Source organism: Frankia sp. QA3, from assembly GCF_000262465.1.
GTDB lineage: Bacteria > Actinomycetota > Actinomycetes > Frankiales > Frankiaceae > Frankia.
Map to the genome: position 1 here is coordinate 6,433,879 of NZ_CM001489.1, position 15,243 is coordinate 6,449,121.

Consider the following 15,243-nt stretch of genomic DNA (forward strand, 5'->3'; position numbering starts at 1 on the left):
TCGAGATTTCGGGACGCCAAGTGTTGTGACCACACGATTACGCATCCACACTGATCGGTGTGGCCCACGTACTTGCTGTAGCGAACCAGAAGGGCGGCGTCGCCAAGACGACCTCCGTGTCCAGCCTCGGCGCCGCACTGAGCGAGCTGGGTCGCCGCGTGCTGCTGGTGGATCTCGACCCGCAGGCGTGCCTGACCTTCTCCCTCGGCCTGGATCCCGACACCCTCGAGCTGTCCGTGCACGATGTGCTCCTCGGTCGACTCTCCGCGGGCATCGTGATCACCAGGACCTCCGACGGCATGGACCTGCTGCCCGCGACGATCGAGCTGGCCGGCTGCGAGGCGGTGCTGCTGTCGCGCACCGGCCGCGAGCACGCGCTGCGGCTCGCCCTCGCCGAGGTGATCGACGCCTACGATTTCGTGCTCATCGACTGCCCGCCGTCGCTGGGCGTGCTCACCATCAACGGGCTCACCGCCGCCGACGAGGTGGTCGTGCCGTTGCAGTGCGAGACGCTGTCGCACCGCGGTGTCGGCCAGCTCCTCGACACGGTGCACGACGTGCAGCGGCTGACGAATCCGCGCCTCGGGGTCCGTGGTGTCCTGCCGACCCTGTTCGACGGGCGTACGGCCCACTGCCGGGCCGTGCTCGCCGACGTCTCCGCGCGCTACGACATCGCCGTGCTCGCACCGCCGATCGCCCGTTCCGTGCGGTTCGCGGAGGCGCCCGGCACCGGGCGGTCGATCCTGTCGACGGCGCGGCGCTCCAAGGGCGCCGAGGCCTACCGGGCGCATGCCCGGGCCATCGCCGAGGTGAGCGGGCAGGCCGCGCCACATTCGGGTCCCGCCGTCGTCGCGGTCGAACCAGCCCACCTCGAACCGGGAACCGCCGAAGTGGAGCCCGTAGAGGTGGAAACAGTGGTGGCCGTACCCCTCGAGGCGGTGGCTCTCGAGGCGGTGGCCCTCGAACCGGTTCGGGTCGAACCGGTACCAATCGGGGCAGACCGGGCCCGGGTGTGAGTGTGCGGGCGAGCGGCCCGCCGCGGTCGCCGGGCGCCCAGCAGCGCGCCTCTGCCGGGTTCGACAGATTGCGGCCGCGGGGTTCCAGGCCGCCGGCGGTGACGCAGACCCCGTCGGGCCCGGCGGTGGGGCGGGACGCGCACGGCAAACGCGCGCTGTACAGCGGGCTGCGACCGACGACCCCGCCGAACGCGAGCCTGAGCGTGGAATGTTCCCGCTGCGGGCAGACGAGCCTGCTCGGGGCGAAGCAGGCGCTGTGGATCCTCACCCCCAGCGTCCACCTGCCGCTGGTGCGTCCGCGGCATCCCTCGTTGCTGCGCTGCCCGACCTGCCGGCGGATGAGCTGGGTGCGGCTGGGGCTGCACCTGCGGCCGGCGGGCTGAGGAGCTTCCAGATCCCAACGCCGGGCCAGGGGGCCACGCGGGCCGGCGTTGGGCGGGATGGGCGGTGGTGACCCGCCCCCCGCTCAGGCGGATTCGGCCCGAGGGGCCTCGTCGTCGTCGAGCGCGCCGATCGAGCTGATCGCGTCGGTGTCGGCCTCGGTGAGTTCCACGCCCGCGCCGGAGCCGCGCCCGCGGTTGCCGCGGCGGCGACGGCGGCGACGGACCGGCTCGCCGACCGACTCGGGGGACAGCGTCGAGACGACGTGGGCGGTGTCGGTGTCGATGTCATCGGAGGTGAAGGTGTCCACGTCCGGTGCCGTGGCGGCCGGGTCGGTCTGTTCGCTGCCGTCGGCGGCGATGGTCAGGCCGGACGCGGCGGCCGCGGCACCGCCACCGCGAGTGCGGCGACGGGTGCGGGTGCGGGTGGACACCGGCGGGTTGTCCGTCTGGGACGCCTCGCGCCCGGAACGTGCTCCGCGGCGCCCGCCGCGACGGGACTCGCCGAGATCCTCGAGGTCCTCCGCGTCGAGCCCGGCGCGGGTACGCGCGGCGTGCGGGAGGGTGCCCTTGGCGTCCGTCGGGATGCCGAGAGCCTCGAACAGGTGCGGGGAGGTGGAGTACGTCTCGAGCGGGCCGTCGAACGGCAGCGCGAGCGCCTTGTTCACCAGCGTCCACCGGGGCAGGTCGTCCCAGTCGACGAAGGTGACGGCGACGCCGCTCTCGCCGGCGCGGCCGGTGCGGCCGATCCGGTGCAGGTAGACGTTCTCGTCCTCGGGGCACTGGTAGTTCACGACGTGGGTGACGCCGCTGATGTCGATGCCGCGGGCGGCCACGTCGGTGGCGACGAGGACGTCGACCTTGCCGGCCCGGAACGCGCGCAGCGCCTGCTCGCGCTGGCCCTGCCCGAGGTCGCCGTGCACGGCGGCGGCGGCGAACCCGCGCTTGTCCAGGTCCTCGGCGACCTTGTCCGCGGTGCGGCGGGTACGCACGAACACCATCGCGAGCCCGCGGCCACCCGCCTGCAGGACACGGGCGAGCACCTCCATCTTGTCCAGCGCGTGGGCGCGGAAGACGTGCTGGTGCGTGGTCGGCACCGTGCGGGTCTCGTCCGGCTGCTCGGCGCGGACGTGCACCGGCCGCTGCATGAACCGCCGGGCCAGCGAGATGACCGGGCCGGGCATGGTCGCGGAGAACAGCATGGTCTGTCGGCTGGTCGGCAGCTGCGCCATGATGCGCTCGACGTCGGGCAGGAAGCCCAGGTCGAGCATCTCGTCGGCCTCGTCGAGCACCAGGGTGCGCACGCCGGCGAGGTCGAGCACCCGCTGACGGGCGAGGTCGAGCAGCCGGCCCGGCGTGCCGACGACGATGTCGACACCGGCGCGCAGCGCGGTGAGCTGCGGCTCGTAGGCCCGCCCGCCGTAGACGGACAGCACCCGAAGGCCACGGCGCGCACCGGCGCGGGTGACGTCGGACGTCACCTGGACGCACAGTTCACGGGTGGGCACGACGATGAGGGCCTGCGGCCGGCCGTCGGCACCCTCCTTCGCCGCCAGCGCCGTCTGTACGACGGGGATGCCGAAGGCGAGGGTCTTGCCGGTGCCGGTGCGGGCCTGACCGATGATGTCGTTGCGGGCCAGGGCGAGCGGAAGCGTCAGCTCCTGGATGGGGAAAGCGTGCACAATGCCCGCTTCGGTCAGCGCCTCGACCGTCTCGGTGCGAACTCCGAGGTCGGCGAAGGTGGGCGCGGCCGGCGTCGCGGGCGTGTCGGTCAGTGGTTGGGAAGTGGGGAGATCATCTGAGGGTGCTGCGGCTGTGACGGACAGCGGGACGCTCCTGGTCTTCTCTGAGCGGTGTCTACGCTGAACCCGCTCGCGGTGAGCCGCGCGGCGCCCGCGACCCGAAGTCCGTGTGCCCCGGCGCCGTGGACGGCTACTCTGGGTGCACAGGTGACGAGGCGACGCCTGCTACGCGACAGCCGAGGTGACATAATGACCTCTGGCTACGACCTAGCATAGCTGGTGTGACGCCGAGTGGGGGCTCCTTGGCCGAGGTTTGCCGGCAGCAACGGCGGCGGGTGCCAGAATCGCGCCTGTGACGCAGACATCCTCCCCGCCGACCCACGTGCCCGGAGACCGGGCGGCCCCGCCGGACCAGGCAACCGTCGACCTGCTGGGCCTGCTTGCCTACGGTGAGCTGACCGCCTTCGAGCGGATGGCCACCGACGCGCGGATGTCACCGACTCTTGACGACAAGATCGCCCTGGCGGCCATGGCCGCCGCCGAGTTCTCCCACTTTCAGGCCATCTGCGAGGAACTCGACCGGCTCGGCGTCGACCGGGAGCACGCGATGGCACCGTTCATCGGCCCGCTGACCGCGTTCCACAACTCGACTGCCCCGGCCGACTGGCTGGAAAGCCTGGTCAAGGCGTACGTGGGCGACAACATCGCGGCCGACTTCTACCGCGAGATCGCCGAGCGCCTGCCCTCGCCCTCGCCCTCGCGTGAACTCGTCCTGAGCGTCCTCGATGACACCGGTCACGCCGCGTTCGCGGTCGACCGGGTGCGGGCGGCGATCGAGGTCAACCCCACGGTCGCCGGCCGCCTCGCGCTGTGGGCCCGCCGGCTGGTCGGCGAGGCGCTCACCCAGGCGCAGCGGGTGGGGGTCGACCGGGACGCGCTGACCGGCCTGCTGGTCGGGGTCGGCGACCTGGATGCGCTGGCAGCGATCTTCAACCGCATCATGGCCGCGCACGGCCGCCGGATGGCGGCGCTGGGCCTGTCGGCCTGACCACGGCCGCCGGGCGTGCCGGGCGGACAGGCCGCCCGGCACGCCGAGCCCGCGATCAGCCCGCGATCAGGCGCCGAAGCCCACGCGACGCGGCCCGCTGGCGGCGATCTCCACATAGGCCAGAGAGGCGACCGGAACCACCACCTGCCGACCCTTCTCGTCGGTGAGGGTCAGCACGCCGTTGTCGGCCTTGACCGCCTCACCCACCAGCGCGGCGACGGCCTCCGCGGACTGGTCGCTCTCAAGCACCAGTTCCCGGTTGACCTGCCGCACGCCGATCTTGACCTCCACCCGATGACCTCCGCCTTTGTCGGACCTACACCCGGCGGACGAGCGCCGCCGATGTTGGATCACCGCCCACACTATGGCTTCCGGGACTTCTCCACCGGGACGGCATCGGCGTGTTCGCTCCCGGCACATCCGCCGCTCATGGGCCCGTGCGGGGCTCCTCGTGCGCGGGCCGGGGGTCGTGCGGGTCGGGGCGGGGGTCGTGGTGGTCCTGGCGGGGATACCCGCCGATGCCGCGCCAGGCCAGCTCCACCATCGACTCGATGGCCCGCTCCTTCGCCACGGTGCCGCCGCGGACCAGCCACCACCGGGAGGCCGTCTCGGCGAGTCCCACCAGCCCGACGGCGAGCAGGTCGGCCTCGTCCTGGGCGAGCCCGGTGTCGGCGACGATGGTCGCCGCGATGGAACGCACGCACTGGGCGAACGCGGTCTCGATGCGCTGGCGCACCGCGGGCACGCTGCGCAGGTCGGACTCCAGCACGAGCTGGTGGGCGCCGGACGGGTCGTTGACGAAGTCGAAGTACGCGCGCACGGAGCGCGCGATGCGCGCGTGGTTGTCCGTGGTGGAGGCGAGTGCCTCCTGGACGCTCGTGACGAGCTGGGTGGCATGTTCGTCGAGCAGCGCGAGATACAGCTCCAGCTTGCCGGGGAAGTGCTGGTAGAGCACCGGCTTACTGACGCCTGCCCGCTCGGCGATCTCGTCCATCGCGGCGGCGTGGTAGCCCTGGGCGACGAAGACCTCGCGGGCGGCTCCGAGGAGCTGGAAGCGGCGAGCGGTGCGGGGTAGCCGGGGAGTCCGTCCCGGGCGCGTGCCGGGCGAGGCTGGCTCGGCGGTCACCAGCGCACCTCCTGGTCGATGTGGTCAACCCTACCTTCGAACACCGGCCCGGCGGTGGCACCGGAACGCGACCACCGGGCCCCGGGGCCGGCCCACTGTCGCATAGTGAGCCGGCCGCGTGTCCTGTGGTGCGGCACCCATCGGTGGGTTCGACTCCCTCACCGGGCGGCGCTCGCCTGGCGGTGGTCGCCCGAACGGGGATGCTCGCGTGCACGGGATGCTCGCGTGCACGGGATGGCTGCGTGCACCGGGATGGCTGCGTACACCGGGTGATCGCGCTCAGCGGTAGTCGTCGTCCTCATCGGTCTCGACGACGATGCTCTGCTCGACGACGTCGAACTCGTTGGCCTCGCTCGGCGGCACGGGGGGCACCGGCGGTGCGCCCGTCGGCGGCCGGACCTCCTGGGCCTGCTCGGCCGCGTCGGCGTCCGGCGCCTCCAAGGGGAGGCCGGAGGCCGGCAGATCGGTGGGTACTCCCATGGGGACGTCCTCCTGCGCTCGTCGGTGTGGCGGCCCGCCGCGGCGGGTGCCGGATTCGGTCCAGACCCGGACCGGGTCCGGATCGCGATGTGCCCGGGATCGGGACGTCTCACGCGGAACCGTCCGACCCTCCCGGTCGGGCCGCCCGCCGGTCACCCATCCACCTCAACCGTCGTCTGGTGGACCGCGTCGCTCATCCCGGCATCGGTCCCGCCGCTGTCGCCGTCACGCCCGCACCTCTTCCGGCCGGTGCCGGCGGCGGTCGCTCGGTGTCGTCCGTGCCGTGTCCCCGCTTGCGATCCGCCGTGCCCTGGCTCGCGTCTGCTGATAAATTCGGGCGTTTCCCTCATCTGGCTTACTCGTGGGCGTCCGGTGGGTCACCATGGTGGGTAATCGACGTGAGGGGCAAACATGCGTTCGATCTGGAAGGGTGTGATCTCCTTCGGCCTGGTGTCGATCCCGGTCCGGCTCTACCCCGCGACCCAGGAGCGAGACGTCGCGTTTCACCAGGTCAGGCGCTCGGACGGATCCCGCGTCCGGTATCGCAGAGTGGCGGAGGCCGACGGGGACGAGGTCAACTACGCCGACATAGCCAAGGGTTACGAGCTGCCGGACGGCCAGACCGTCGTGCTCACCGACGAGGACTTCGCGAACCTGCCGTTGTCCACCTCCCGGGCGATCGACGTGCTGGAGTTCGTCCCGCTGGAGCAGGTCGACCCGATCTACTTCGCCAAGAGCTACTACGTCGAACCGGACCGCACCGGCGCGAAGCCCTACGTGCTGTTGCGCGACGCGCTGGCCGAATCGGGTCGCGTCGCGCTGGTGAAGATAGCTCTGCGTCAGCGCGAGCAGCTCGCGACGCTCCGGGTGCGCGGCGGCATCTTCGTCCTGGAGACGATGATCTGGCCGGACGAGGTGCGCGAACCGGACTTCCCGTTCCTCGAGGAGGACGTCGAGGTGCACCCGCAGGAGCTGGCGATGGCCGCCTCGCTGATCGTCACCCTCGCCGCCGACTTCGATCCCACCCGGTTCACCGACGGGTACCGGGAGGCGTTGCAGTCGGTGATCGATGCCAAGATCGCCGGCCGTGAGGTGGTCAGCCCGCCGGCCGGCCCGCAGGAGGAGCCGGTCGGGGACCTGATGGCCGCGCTGCGTGCGAGTATCACCGCCGCCCGCCAGGACCACCCGGACGACGCCGGGGCCGACGAGGCCCCCACCGGCGCGGCGGGTGGCGAGAAGGCCGCCGCCGACGGGGCCGCGGTCGGGAGAAGCGCGGTCAGGACGGGCGCAGTGGATGGTCAGGGGTCGGACGGACCTTCGAAGGACGCGGGCTCGTCCGACGGCGCGTCCTCGGAGGCCGCGCCGTCGAGGGGAAGAACGTCGAAGGCCGCGCCGTCGAGGGGAAGAACGTCCAGGGCCGCGCCGTCGAAGGCCGCGCCGTCCAAGGGGACGGCGACCAAGGGCACGGCGAAGCCGAAGGCGACGCCCCCGAGGACCGCCGCGCCCACCCGGCGCTCCGCCTGACCGGGCCGGGTGGGCGGCGCGGGGCCGGGGCTAGCGGCGGAAGGAGTCCTTGGCCTTCTCGCCGGCGTTGCGCAGGTCGGCGACACTGCGCTCGCCCGTGCCCTCGGCCCGCAGGTCCCGGTTGTCGGTGGCCTTCCCGGCCGTCTCCTTGCCCCGTCCTCGCAGCTCGTCCACCTTGTTCCTGACCTTGTCGACGAAGGACACCGCACTCAACTCCCCACGGGGTGTGGTCATCTGGTCATCGTCGGTGTACCCAGCGGGGTCCGGGGAACACGCCGGGGGTGCCAGACGCTGCACCGAAGGGAGTGGTTCAGCGCGAGGTCCGCCGGGCGGAAGCGGCAGCGGGCGCGCGGATCCGGCGCTGGATGACTCACTTCCCGACGAGGCCGCGCAGCGATGTGGCATCGTCGAAGAACGACACCGAACGCGAGGAGCAAGAGTGTCCCTTCCGCCCCTGGTCGACCCCGCCGAGGGCCTGACCGTCGACGAGGTTCGCCGGTACTCCAGGCATCTGATCATCCCGGATGTCGCCATGGACGGCCAGAAGCGGCTGAAGAACGCCAGGGTGCTTGCAGTGGGCGCCGGCGGGCTCGGCTCGCCGACCCTGATGTACCTGGCGGCCGCGGGCGTCGGAACGCTCGGCATCGTGGAGTTCGACACCGTCGACGAGTCGAACCTGCAGCGTCAGATCATTCACGGTCAGTCCGATGTCGGCCGGTCGAAGGCCGAGTCGGCGCGGGACTCGGTCCGCAACATCAACCCGTACGTCAACGTGGTCCTGCACGAGACCCGGCTGGACACCTCCAACGTGAAGGAGATCTTCAGCCAGTACGACCTCATCGTCGACGGGACCGACAACTTCGCCACCCGGTACCTGGTCAACGACGCGGCCGTCCTGCTCGGCAAGCCGTACGTCTGGGGCTCGATCTACCGGTTCGACGGCCAGGCCAGCGTCTTCTGGGCGGACCACGGTCCGTGCTACCGCTGCCTCTACCCGGAGCCCCCGCCCCCCGGGATGGTCCCGTCCTGCGCCGAGGGCGGCGTGCTCGGCGTGCTGTGCGCGTCGATCGCCTCCATCCAGACCACCGAGGCGATCAAGCTGCTGACCGGGATCGGTGACCCGCTGGTCGGCCGGCTGATGGTCTACGACGCCCTCGAGATGACCTACCGCTCGATCAAGGTCCGCAAGGACCCGGAGTGCCCGCTGTGCGGGAAGAACCCGTCGATCACCGAGCTGATCGACTATGAGGCGTTCTGCGGCGTCGTCTCCGAGGAGGCCCAGCTCGCGGCCGCCGGTTCGACGATCACCGCGAGCGAGCTCAAGGGCTGGCTGGACGCCGGCGAGCCGATCGAGCTGGTCGACGTCCGCGAGCCGGCCGAGTGGGAGATCGTCCGGATCCCCGGTGCCCGGCTGATCCCGAAGGGCGACCTGCCGGCCCACCTCGCCGAGCTGCCCCAGGACCGGCGGGTGGTCGTCTACTGCAAGTCCGGGGTGCGCTCCGCCGATGCGCTCGCGACGCTCAAGGGCGCCGGGTTCTCCTCGGCCGTGCACGTCCAGGGCGGCGTGACGGCCTGGGCCACCCAGGTCGACAAGTCCCTGCCGGTCTACTGAGCCGTGGGCGGGTCCGTCACCGGCGTGCGCCGGTCCGCGGGGTCGCGGTGAGCCGGCCCCGCGCCCGGCGCGACGCGCCGCCGGCGAGCCTGTCCGCCGGGCTCGGCACCCGGATCCGCCTCGGCGGGGCCGAGCCGAGCCCGCACGCCGCCGAGGTGCTCGACGCGGTCGCCCGGATCCCGGCCGGCAAGGTGATGACCTACGGCGACGTCGCCGAGTACGTCGGCGCGGGCACCGGCCGGACCGTCGGCGCGGCGCTGTCCCGCTACGCGGACGACGACCTGCCGTGGCACCGGGTCATCCGGGCGTCCGGCGAGCCGAACCCGGCCGCGCCGGCCGAGGCGCTGCGCCGGCTCGCGGCCGACCGCACCCCACTGTCGGCGAACGGCGAGCGGGTCGACCTCATCGCCGCCAGATGGGACGGGACGCCGGTCTCGCCGGCCTGACCGGGCGGGCCGGACCGGGCCGGCGCGAGGTCGCCGGCCGTCCGGCCGCCGGTCATCGGGCGGTCAGGCCGCCGTCGGCGAGGTAGACGCTGCCGGTGACCAGCGACGCCCGGTCGGAGAGCAGGAACACGGCCACCTCGGCCACCTCCTCGGCGGTGCCCAGCCGGTTGACCGGCGCCAGCAGCGCCGCGCCGCGCTGGCGGCGCCCGTCGACGTGCAGCAGCGGCGTGTCGACGAAGCCGGGCGCGACCGCGTTGACCCGGATCCGCCGCGTCGCGTATTCCAGGGCCGCGGTCTTGGTCAGCCCGATCACGCCGTGCTTCGCCGCGACGTACGGCGCCGACCCGGCGAAGCCGACCGTGCCGAACACCGAGGCCATGTTGACGATCGAGCCGCCGTCGCCGCTGTGCAGCATCGCCGTGATCTCGGCGCGCATGCTGTAGAAGACCCCGGACAGGTTCACGTCGAGCACCCGCTGCCAGTCCTCGGCGGGGGTCGTCCCGACCGGCTCGCGTCCGGCGGTGATGCCGGCGTTGTTCACCGCCAGGTCGAGCCGCCCGAAGGTGCCGACGGCGGCCTGCACCGCCCGTTCGAGCGCGTCGGGGTCGGTGACGTCGGCCTCCAGCGCGATCGCCGCCCCGCCGTCCCGTTCGATCTGCGCCGCCACCTCCTTGACGCCGTCCGGGTGGCGATCCGTGACGACTACCTGGGCGCCCGCGCTCGCCAGCCGGCGGGCGCAGGCGGCGCCGATGCCCGATCCCGCCCCGGTCACCAGCGCAACCTTGCCGCTGCATTCGGTCATGGGCCATGACAGTGCCATGTCGCGGTCGGCGCGTGCACGCGACCCCGATCCCGGCGCATCCCCGCGTGGCGCGGCACGGTCGGGAGCCGCCGCGAGGCTGTCGGACCCGCGTGGTGTGCTGTCGGGGTGGTTGTCGCACCTGCCCCCGCCGCGCCCGCCGGCCACCGGCTCGTCCCGACGCCGGTCGCGCCGCCGCGCCCGTTCGTCGCCGACCCGGCGCAGCGCCGGGTCATCGAGCACCCGGGCGGCCCGCTGCTGGTGCTCGCCGGCCCGGGCACGGGCAAGACGGCCACCCTGGTCGAGGCGGTCGCCGCCCGGATCGAGGCCGGGGCGGACCCGCGGTCGATCCTGGTCCTCACCTTCAGTCGCCGGGCCGCGGGCGAGCTGCGGGAGCGGATCACCGCCCGGCTCGGCCCGGCCGGCGCCGGCGCCGGGGGCGGCCCGGGGGCGTGGACCTTCCACGCCTGGTGCCTGGCGCTGCTGCGGGCGCACGATCGGCCGGCGCCCCACGGTGGATTCCGGCTGCTGTCGGGCCCGGAGCGGGACAGCCGGCTGCGGGAGCTCATCGAGGGCTCGCGCGAGGACGGCCGTCCGGTTTGGCCCCCGCAGCTCGCCCGCGCCCTGGGCACCCGCGGCTTCACCGAGGAGGTGCGGGCGCTGCTGGCGCGGGCCCGCGAGGTCGGCCTGGAGCCGTTGGGCCTGGCCCAGCTCGCCCGGCGCACCGACCGGCCCGACTGGACCGCCCTCGCCGAGTTCTACGAGATGTACCTCGACGTGTTGGGCTTCGAGGGCGCGCTCGACTACGCCGACCTGGTGCACCGGGCCGTCGTCGTCGCCGAGGGCGCCGAGGCGGGCGAGGCGCTGCGCGCCCGCTACCGGCACGTCTTCGTCGACGAGTACCAGGACACCGACCCGGCGCAGGAGCGGTTGCTGCGCGCGGTCGCCGGCGGCGGGCGCGACCTGGTCGTCTTCGGCGATCCCGACCAGTCGATCTACGCCTTCCGCGGGGCAGAGGTCGCCGGCCTGCTCGACTTCCCGCAGCGGTTCGGCGCGCCGGGGCGCGGTGGCGGCGCGCCGATCGTCGCGCTGCGCACCGGCCGGCGGATGGCGCCAGCCCCGCTGCAGGCGAGCCGGCACGTGGCCAGGCGGATCCCGGCGGCCGGCCTCCCGGTGGCCGAGATCCGGGCCCACCGCGACCTGATCGGGCGCACCGACCTCGGCGCGGGCCGGGTCCAGGTCCGGACCTATCCGAGTGCCGGCGCGGAGGCGGAGGCCGTCGCCGACCTGCTGCGCCGCGAGCACCTGGAGAACGCCACCCCCTGGCCCGCGATGGCGGTCCTCGTCCGCACCGCGGACCGCATCGCCCGGCTGCGCCGGGTCCTGACCGCCGCGGGCGTGCCGGTCAGCGTCGACGGTGACGACCTGCCCGTCGCGCAGGAGCCCGCCGCGGCGCTGCTGCTGCTGGCGTTGCGCTGCGCGGACAACCCCGCCGGTGCGCTCACCGCCGATGCCGCCCGCACCCTGCTCACCTCCCCGCTCGGCGGGGCGGACCCGGCGGGCCTGCGGGAGCTGGGGCGCGCGCTGCGTGCGTTCGATCGCGACACCGGCGCGTTCGATCGCGACACCGGCGCCGGCGATCGCGGCGCTGGGAGCGGACAGCCCGCCCCGTCGGCCGAGCTGGTCCGCCAGGCCGTCGCCGATCCGGACCGTTGGCTGGTGCGCGTCGCCGAGCCGGTCGCTCGGCCCGCCCGTCGGGTCGGTGACCTGCTCGTCGTGGCCCGCCGGGCGCTGCGGGAGCCGGCCGGCTCGCCCGAGCAGGCGCTGTGGGCGCTGTGGTCGGCCAGCGGGTGGCAGCAGCAGCTCGTGGCGGCGTCGGCGGCCGGCGGGGCGGCGGGGCGCGCGGCCGACCGCGATCTCGACGCGGTGGTGGCGCTGTTCGACGCCGTCGCCCGCCTCGCCCAGCGGCGCGGGCCCGGCACCGGCGCCGCGTCGCTGGTCGACGAGCTGGGCCGTCAGCAGATCGCCGCCGACGCCATCGCGCCGGTGGGGGAGGACGCCCGCCGCCGCGGTGTGCGGCTGCTGACCGCGCATCGCGCCAAGGGTCTGGAGTGGGACGTCGTCGCGGTCTGTGGTGTCCAGGACGGGATCTGGCCGGACCTGCGGGAACGGCATTCGCTGCTCGGCGCGGAGCAGCTCGACGCGCCCGCCCGCGGCGGCCTGCGCCCGCCGCTGACCCGCCAGGACCTGCTCGCCGACGAACGGCGGCTGTTCTACGTCGCGCTCACCCGGGCCCGCCGCCGCCTGCTGGTCACCGCCGTCAACAGCCCGGACGACGACGGCAGCCTGCCCAGCCGGCTGCTCGACGAGCTCGGGGTCGCCGTCGAGAACATCCCCGGCCGCCCGGCCCGGCCGCTGACCCTCGTCGGCCTCGTCGCGACGCTGCGCCGGCTGGCGACCGAGCCGACGTCCAGCCTGGCCCTGCGCGCCGCCGCCCGCCGCCGCCTCGCCGCCCTCGCCGCCGCCCGCGACGACGCCCACCGCCCGCTCGTCCCCGCCGCGCACCCGGCGACCTGGTGGGGGCTGCTCGACGTGACCGACTCCGACGTGCCGGTCGTCGCGCCGGGGGCGCCGCTGCGACTGTCCGGCTCGTCGCTGTCGAGCATCGGCACCTGCTCGCTGCGCTGGTTTCTGGAGCACGAGGCGCACGCGGTCACCGTCGCCTCCACCGCGCAGGGCTTCGGCAAGGTGGTGCACGCCCTCGCCGACGAGGTCACCACCGGGCGTACCCCGGCGGACCTCGCCGCCCTCGACGCCCGGCTCGACACCGTCTGGCGGCATCTGGACTACGAGGCCCGCTGGCGCAGCGACCAGGAGCGGGCCGCCGCCCGGGAGGCGTTGGCCCGCTTCCTGGCCTGGCACGCCGGTGAGCGCGGGCGCCGGGTCGTCGACGCGGAGGTCCGGTTCACCTGCCGGCTTCACGTCGCCGGGCGCGAGGTAGTGCTGCGCGGGTTCATCGACCGGCTGGAGCTCGACGACGCCGGCCGGGTGCACGTCATCGACTTCAAGACCGGCCGGACCGCGCCCGGCCGCGCCGAGCTCGCCACCCACCCGCAGCTCGGCAGCTACCAGCTCGCCGTGCGTGCCGGCGCGCTCGACGCGGCGATCGCCGCCGCCGGCGGCCCCGCCGCGGCGGACCCCGCGGTGCCCGGCGGCGCCGAGCTCGTCCAGCTTCGCCGCGACGCGCCGGGCGCCGGCGCCGGGCCCCGCCTGCCCGGGGAGGCGCCCGGCCCGCCCGAGGTCCAGGCGCAGGAGGCGCTGCCCGCCGAGGGGCCCACCTGGATGGACGAGGTCCTCGGCGAGGCGGTGCGCACCATCGACGCGGAGGCGTTCCGGCCGACTCCGGGCGAGCACTGCACGATGTGCACGTTCCAGACGAGCTGCCCGGCCCGCCCCGAGGGACGGCAGGTGATCGATTGAGCGCGTCCGGCTCCGGTTCCCCGCCGGCCGGCCGGGGATACGCGGGAGCCGGGGGGACGCTGTCCCGCCAGCCGTTCCTGCCCGGATTCGGCGTCGACTCCGGCGCCGACGCCCACGGCGTTCCCGCCGGTCCCCGGCTCGACCCGGAGGACCTGCGCGACCTGCTGGAGGTCCCGTACACCGACGAGCAGATCGCCGCCGCGACCGCCCCGCTGGAGCCAGGGGTGATCGTCGCCGGCGCCGGCTCCGGGAAGACCTCGGTGATGGCGGCCCGGGTGGTCTGGCTCGTCGCGACCCGCCAGGTGCGCGCCGAGCAGGTGCTCGGGCTGACCTTCACGACGAAGGCGGCCGCGGAGCTGGCCGGCCGGGTGCGTCTCGCGCTGCGCAAGGCCGGCGCCGCCGACCCCGGCGGCTGGTCGGGCCCGGGATCGGCCGTCGACGCCGAGGTGGATGGCGAACCCACCGTCGCCACCTACCACGCCTTCGCCGGGCGGCTCGTCGTCGACAACGCGCTGCGCCTCGGCCTGGAACCCGACATCGCGCTCCTCTCCGGGGCGGCGCGCTACCAGCTCGCCGCGCGGGTCGCCCGCGCCTACGGCGGGCCGGTGCAGGCGCTGACCCGGTCGTTGGGGGCCGTCGTCGGCGAGCTGGTCGCGCTCGACGCGGAGATGAGCGAGCACCTGATCGACCCGGCGAAGCTCGTCGCGTTCGACACCGCCTTCCTCGAGGAGGTGCTGGCCGCGTTGGACGCCGCCGGCGGCCGGCGGGGCACCAAGGGTGTCCAGGAGCGGCTGCGCCGGTTCGCGGCCGCCGCGCGCGGGCGCAGCGAGCTCGCCGCGCTCGTGGCCGAGTACCGGGCCGCCCGCCGCGAGCGGGACGTGCTGGACTTCGGCGACCAGGTCACCTACGCGGCCCGCCTCGCCGAGACGATGCCGGAGGTCGGCCGCGCCGAGCGGGCCCGGGCCGCCGTCGTCCTGCTCGACGAGTACCAGGACACTTCGGTCGCCCAGCGCCGCATGCTCACCGGCCTGTTCGGCGGCGGCCACCCGGTCACCGCCGTCGGCGACCCCTGCCAGGCGATCTACGGCTGGCGTGGGGCGTCGGTGGCGAACCTCGACCACTTCCCGACCCATTTCCCGCGCGCGGACGGCCAGCCGGCCGCCGTCTACGAGCTGTCGGTGAACCAGCGCAGCGGCGGCCGGCTGCTCGACCTCGCCAACGCCGTGGCGGCGCAGCTGCGCGCGCGCCATCGCGTCGTCAAGCTGCGCCCGCGGGCCGACGTCGCCGAGCGCGGCGAGACGGTCGTCGCCCTGCACGCGAGCTGGGCCGACGAGGTGGCCTGGATCGCCGGCCGACTGCGCGAGGTCGTCGACGCCGGAACCGGACCCGGCGACATCGCCGTCCTCGTCCGGGCCCGCGGGGACATCCCGCCGCTGCTGACCGCGTTGCAGGCCGTCGGGCTGCCGGTCGAGGTCGTCGGGCTGACCGGGCTGCTCACCGTGCCGGAGGTCGCCGAGATCGTCGCGATGCTGGAGGTCCTCGACGCGCCCACGGCGAACGCCGCGCTCGTCCGCCTGCTCACCGGCCCGC

At 74.4% G+C, this 15,243-nt stretch carries 14 protein-coding genes; 8 read left to right on the top strand and 6 right to left on the bottom strand.

Annotated features, from left to right (window positions below; all coding sequences use genetic code 11):
* Positions 1-59: 59 nt before the first annotated feature.
* Positions 60-1,016, top strand: a complete 957-nt coding sequence (locus FRAQA3DRAFT_RS26375) for a ParA family protein (protein WP_009742108.1) — start codon at positions 60-62, stop codon at positions 1,014-1,016.
* Positions 1,017-1,114: 98 nt separating this feature from the next.
* Positions 1,115-1,399 (top strand): hypothetical protein, encoded by a 285-nt coding sequence (locus FRAQA3DRAFT_RS26380; RefSeq protein ID WP_009742109.1) that lies wholly within the window; start codon positions 1,115-1,117, stop codon positions 1,397-1,399.
* Between the two features lie 83 nt (positions 1,400-1,482).
* On the opposite strand, the gene FRAQA3DRAFT_RS26385 is transcribed toward FRAQA3DRAFT_RS26380, so the two are convergent.
* Positions 1,483-3,078 (bottom strand): DEAD/DEAH box helicase, encoded by a 1,596-nt coding sequence (locus FRAQA3DRAFT_RS26385; RefSeq protein ID WP_051054488.1) that lies wholly within the window; start codon positions 3,076-3,078, stop codon positions 1,483-1,485.
* A gap of 412 nt (positions 3,079-3,490) precedes the next feature.
* On the opposite strand from FRAQA3DRAFT_RS26385, the gene FRAQA3DRAFT_RS26390 reads away from it, so the two are divergent.
* Positions 3,491-4,186: a ferritin-like fold-containing protein gene (locus FRAQA3DRAFT_RS26390; RefSeq protein ID WP_009742111.1), complete on the top strand. Its 696-nt coding sequence runs from the start codon at positions 3,491-3,493 to the stop codon at positions 4,184-4,186.
* A gap of 66 nt (positions 4,187-4,252) precedes the next feature.
* Here the strand turns inward: FRAQA3DRAFT_RS26390 and FRAQA3DRAFT_RS26395 are convergent, their stop codons facing one another.
* From FRAQA3DRAFT_RS26395 to FRAQA3DRAFT_RS26405, 3 genes are all read right to left on the bottom strand, one after another.
* Complete coding sequence (locus FRAQA3DRAFT_RS26395; RefSeq protein WP_009742112.1) at positions 4,253-4,477, bottom strand: DUF3107 domain-containing protein; 225 nt, start codon at positions 4,475-4,477, stop codon at positions 4,253-4,255.
* Between the two features lie 136 nt (positions 4,478-4,613).
* Positions 4,614-5,312, bottom strand: coding sequence for a TetR/AcrR family transcriptional regulator (locus tag FRAQA3DRAFT_RS26400; protein ID WP_009742113.1), 699 nt, complete (start codon positions 5,310-5,312; stop codon positions 4,614-4,616).
* Between the two features lie 279 nt (positions 5,313-5,591).
* Complete coding sequence (locus tag FRAQA3DRAFT_RS26405; protein WP_009742114.1) at positions 5,592-5,792, bottom strand: hypothetical protein; 201 nt, start codon at positions 5,790-5,792, stop codon at positions 5,592-5,594.
* 411 nt (positions 5,793-6,203) lie between these two features.
* On the opposite strand from FRAQA3DRAFT_RS26405, the gene FRAQA3DRAFT_RS26410 reads away from it, so the two are divergent.
* Positions 6,204-7,316, top strand: a complete 1,113-nt coding sequence (locus FRAQA3DRAFT_RS26410) for a Ku protein (protein ID WP_009742115.1) — start codon at positions 6,204-6,206, stop codon at positions 7,314-7,316.
* Positions 7,317-7,346: 30 nt separating this feature from the next.
* Here FRAQA3DRAFT_RS26410 and FRAQA3DRAFT_RS26415 read toward each other — a convergent pair whose 3' ends face one another.
* The gene (locus tag FRAQA3DRAFT_RS26415) at positions 7,347-7,550 is read right to left on the bottom strand and encodes a CsbD family protein (RefSeq protein WP_051054489.1); all 204 of its coding nucleotides are present in this window, start codon (positions 7,548-7,550) and stop codon (positions 7,347-7,349) included.
* Between the two features lie 205 nt (positions 7,551-7,755).
* Between FRAQA3DRAFT_RS26415 and moeZ the strand changes: the two genes are divergently transcribed.
* Positions 7,756-8,928 (top strand): adenylyltransferase/sulfurtransferase MoeZ, encoded by a 1,173-nt coding sequence (moeZ, locus tag FRAQA3DRAFT_RS26420; RefSeq protein ID WP_009742117.1) that lies wholly within the window; start codon positions 7,756-7,758, stop codon positions 8,926-8,928.
* A 47-nt stretch (positions 8,929-8,975) separates the two neighbouring features.
* On the top strand, positions 8,976-9,374 hold the full coding sequence (locus tag FRAQA3DRAFT_RS26425) for an MGMT family protein (RefSeq protein WP_009742118.1): 399 nt from the start codon (positions 8,976-8,978) through the stop codon (positions 9,372-9,374).
* 52 nt (positions 9,375-9,426) lie between these two features.
* Here the strand turns inward: FRAQA3DRAFT_RS26425 and FRAQA3DRAFT_RS26430 are convergent, their stop codons facing one another.
* Positions 9,427-10,176 (bottom strand): SDR family NAD(P)-dependent oxidoreductase, encoded by a 750-nt coding sequence (locus FRAQA3DRAFT_RS26430; RefSeq protein ID WP_009742119.1) that lies wholly within the window; start codon positions 10,174-10,176, stop codon positions 9,427-9,429.
* Between the two features lie 126 nt (positions 10,177-10,302).
* Between FRAQA3DRAFT_RS26430 and FRAQA3DRAFT_RS26435 the strand changes: the two genes are divergently transcribed.
* On the top strand, positions 10,303-13,653 hold the full coding sequence (locus FRAQA3DRAFT_RS26435) for an ATP-dependent DNA helicase (protein ID WP_009742120.1): 3,351 nt from the start codon (positions 10,303-10,305) through the stop codon (positions 13,651-13,653).
* A partial coding sequence (locus FRAQA3DRAFT_RS26440) for an ATP-dependent helicase (RefSeq protein ID WP_009742121.1) occupies positions 13,650-15,243 on the top strand: 1,594 nt, incomplete at its 3' end. The genes FRAQA3DRAFT_RS26435 and FRAQA3DRAFT_RS26440, both read left to right, overlap by 4 nt.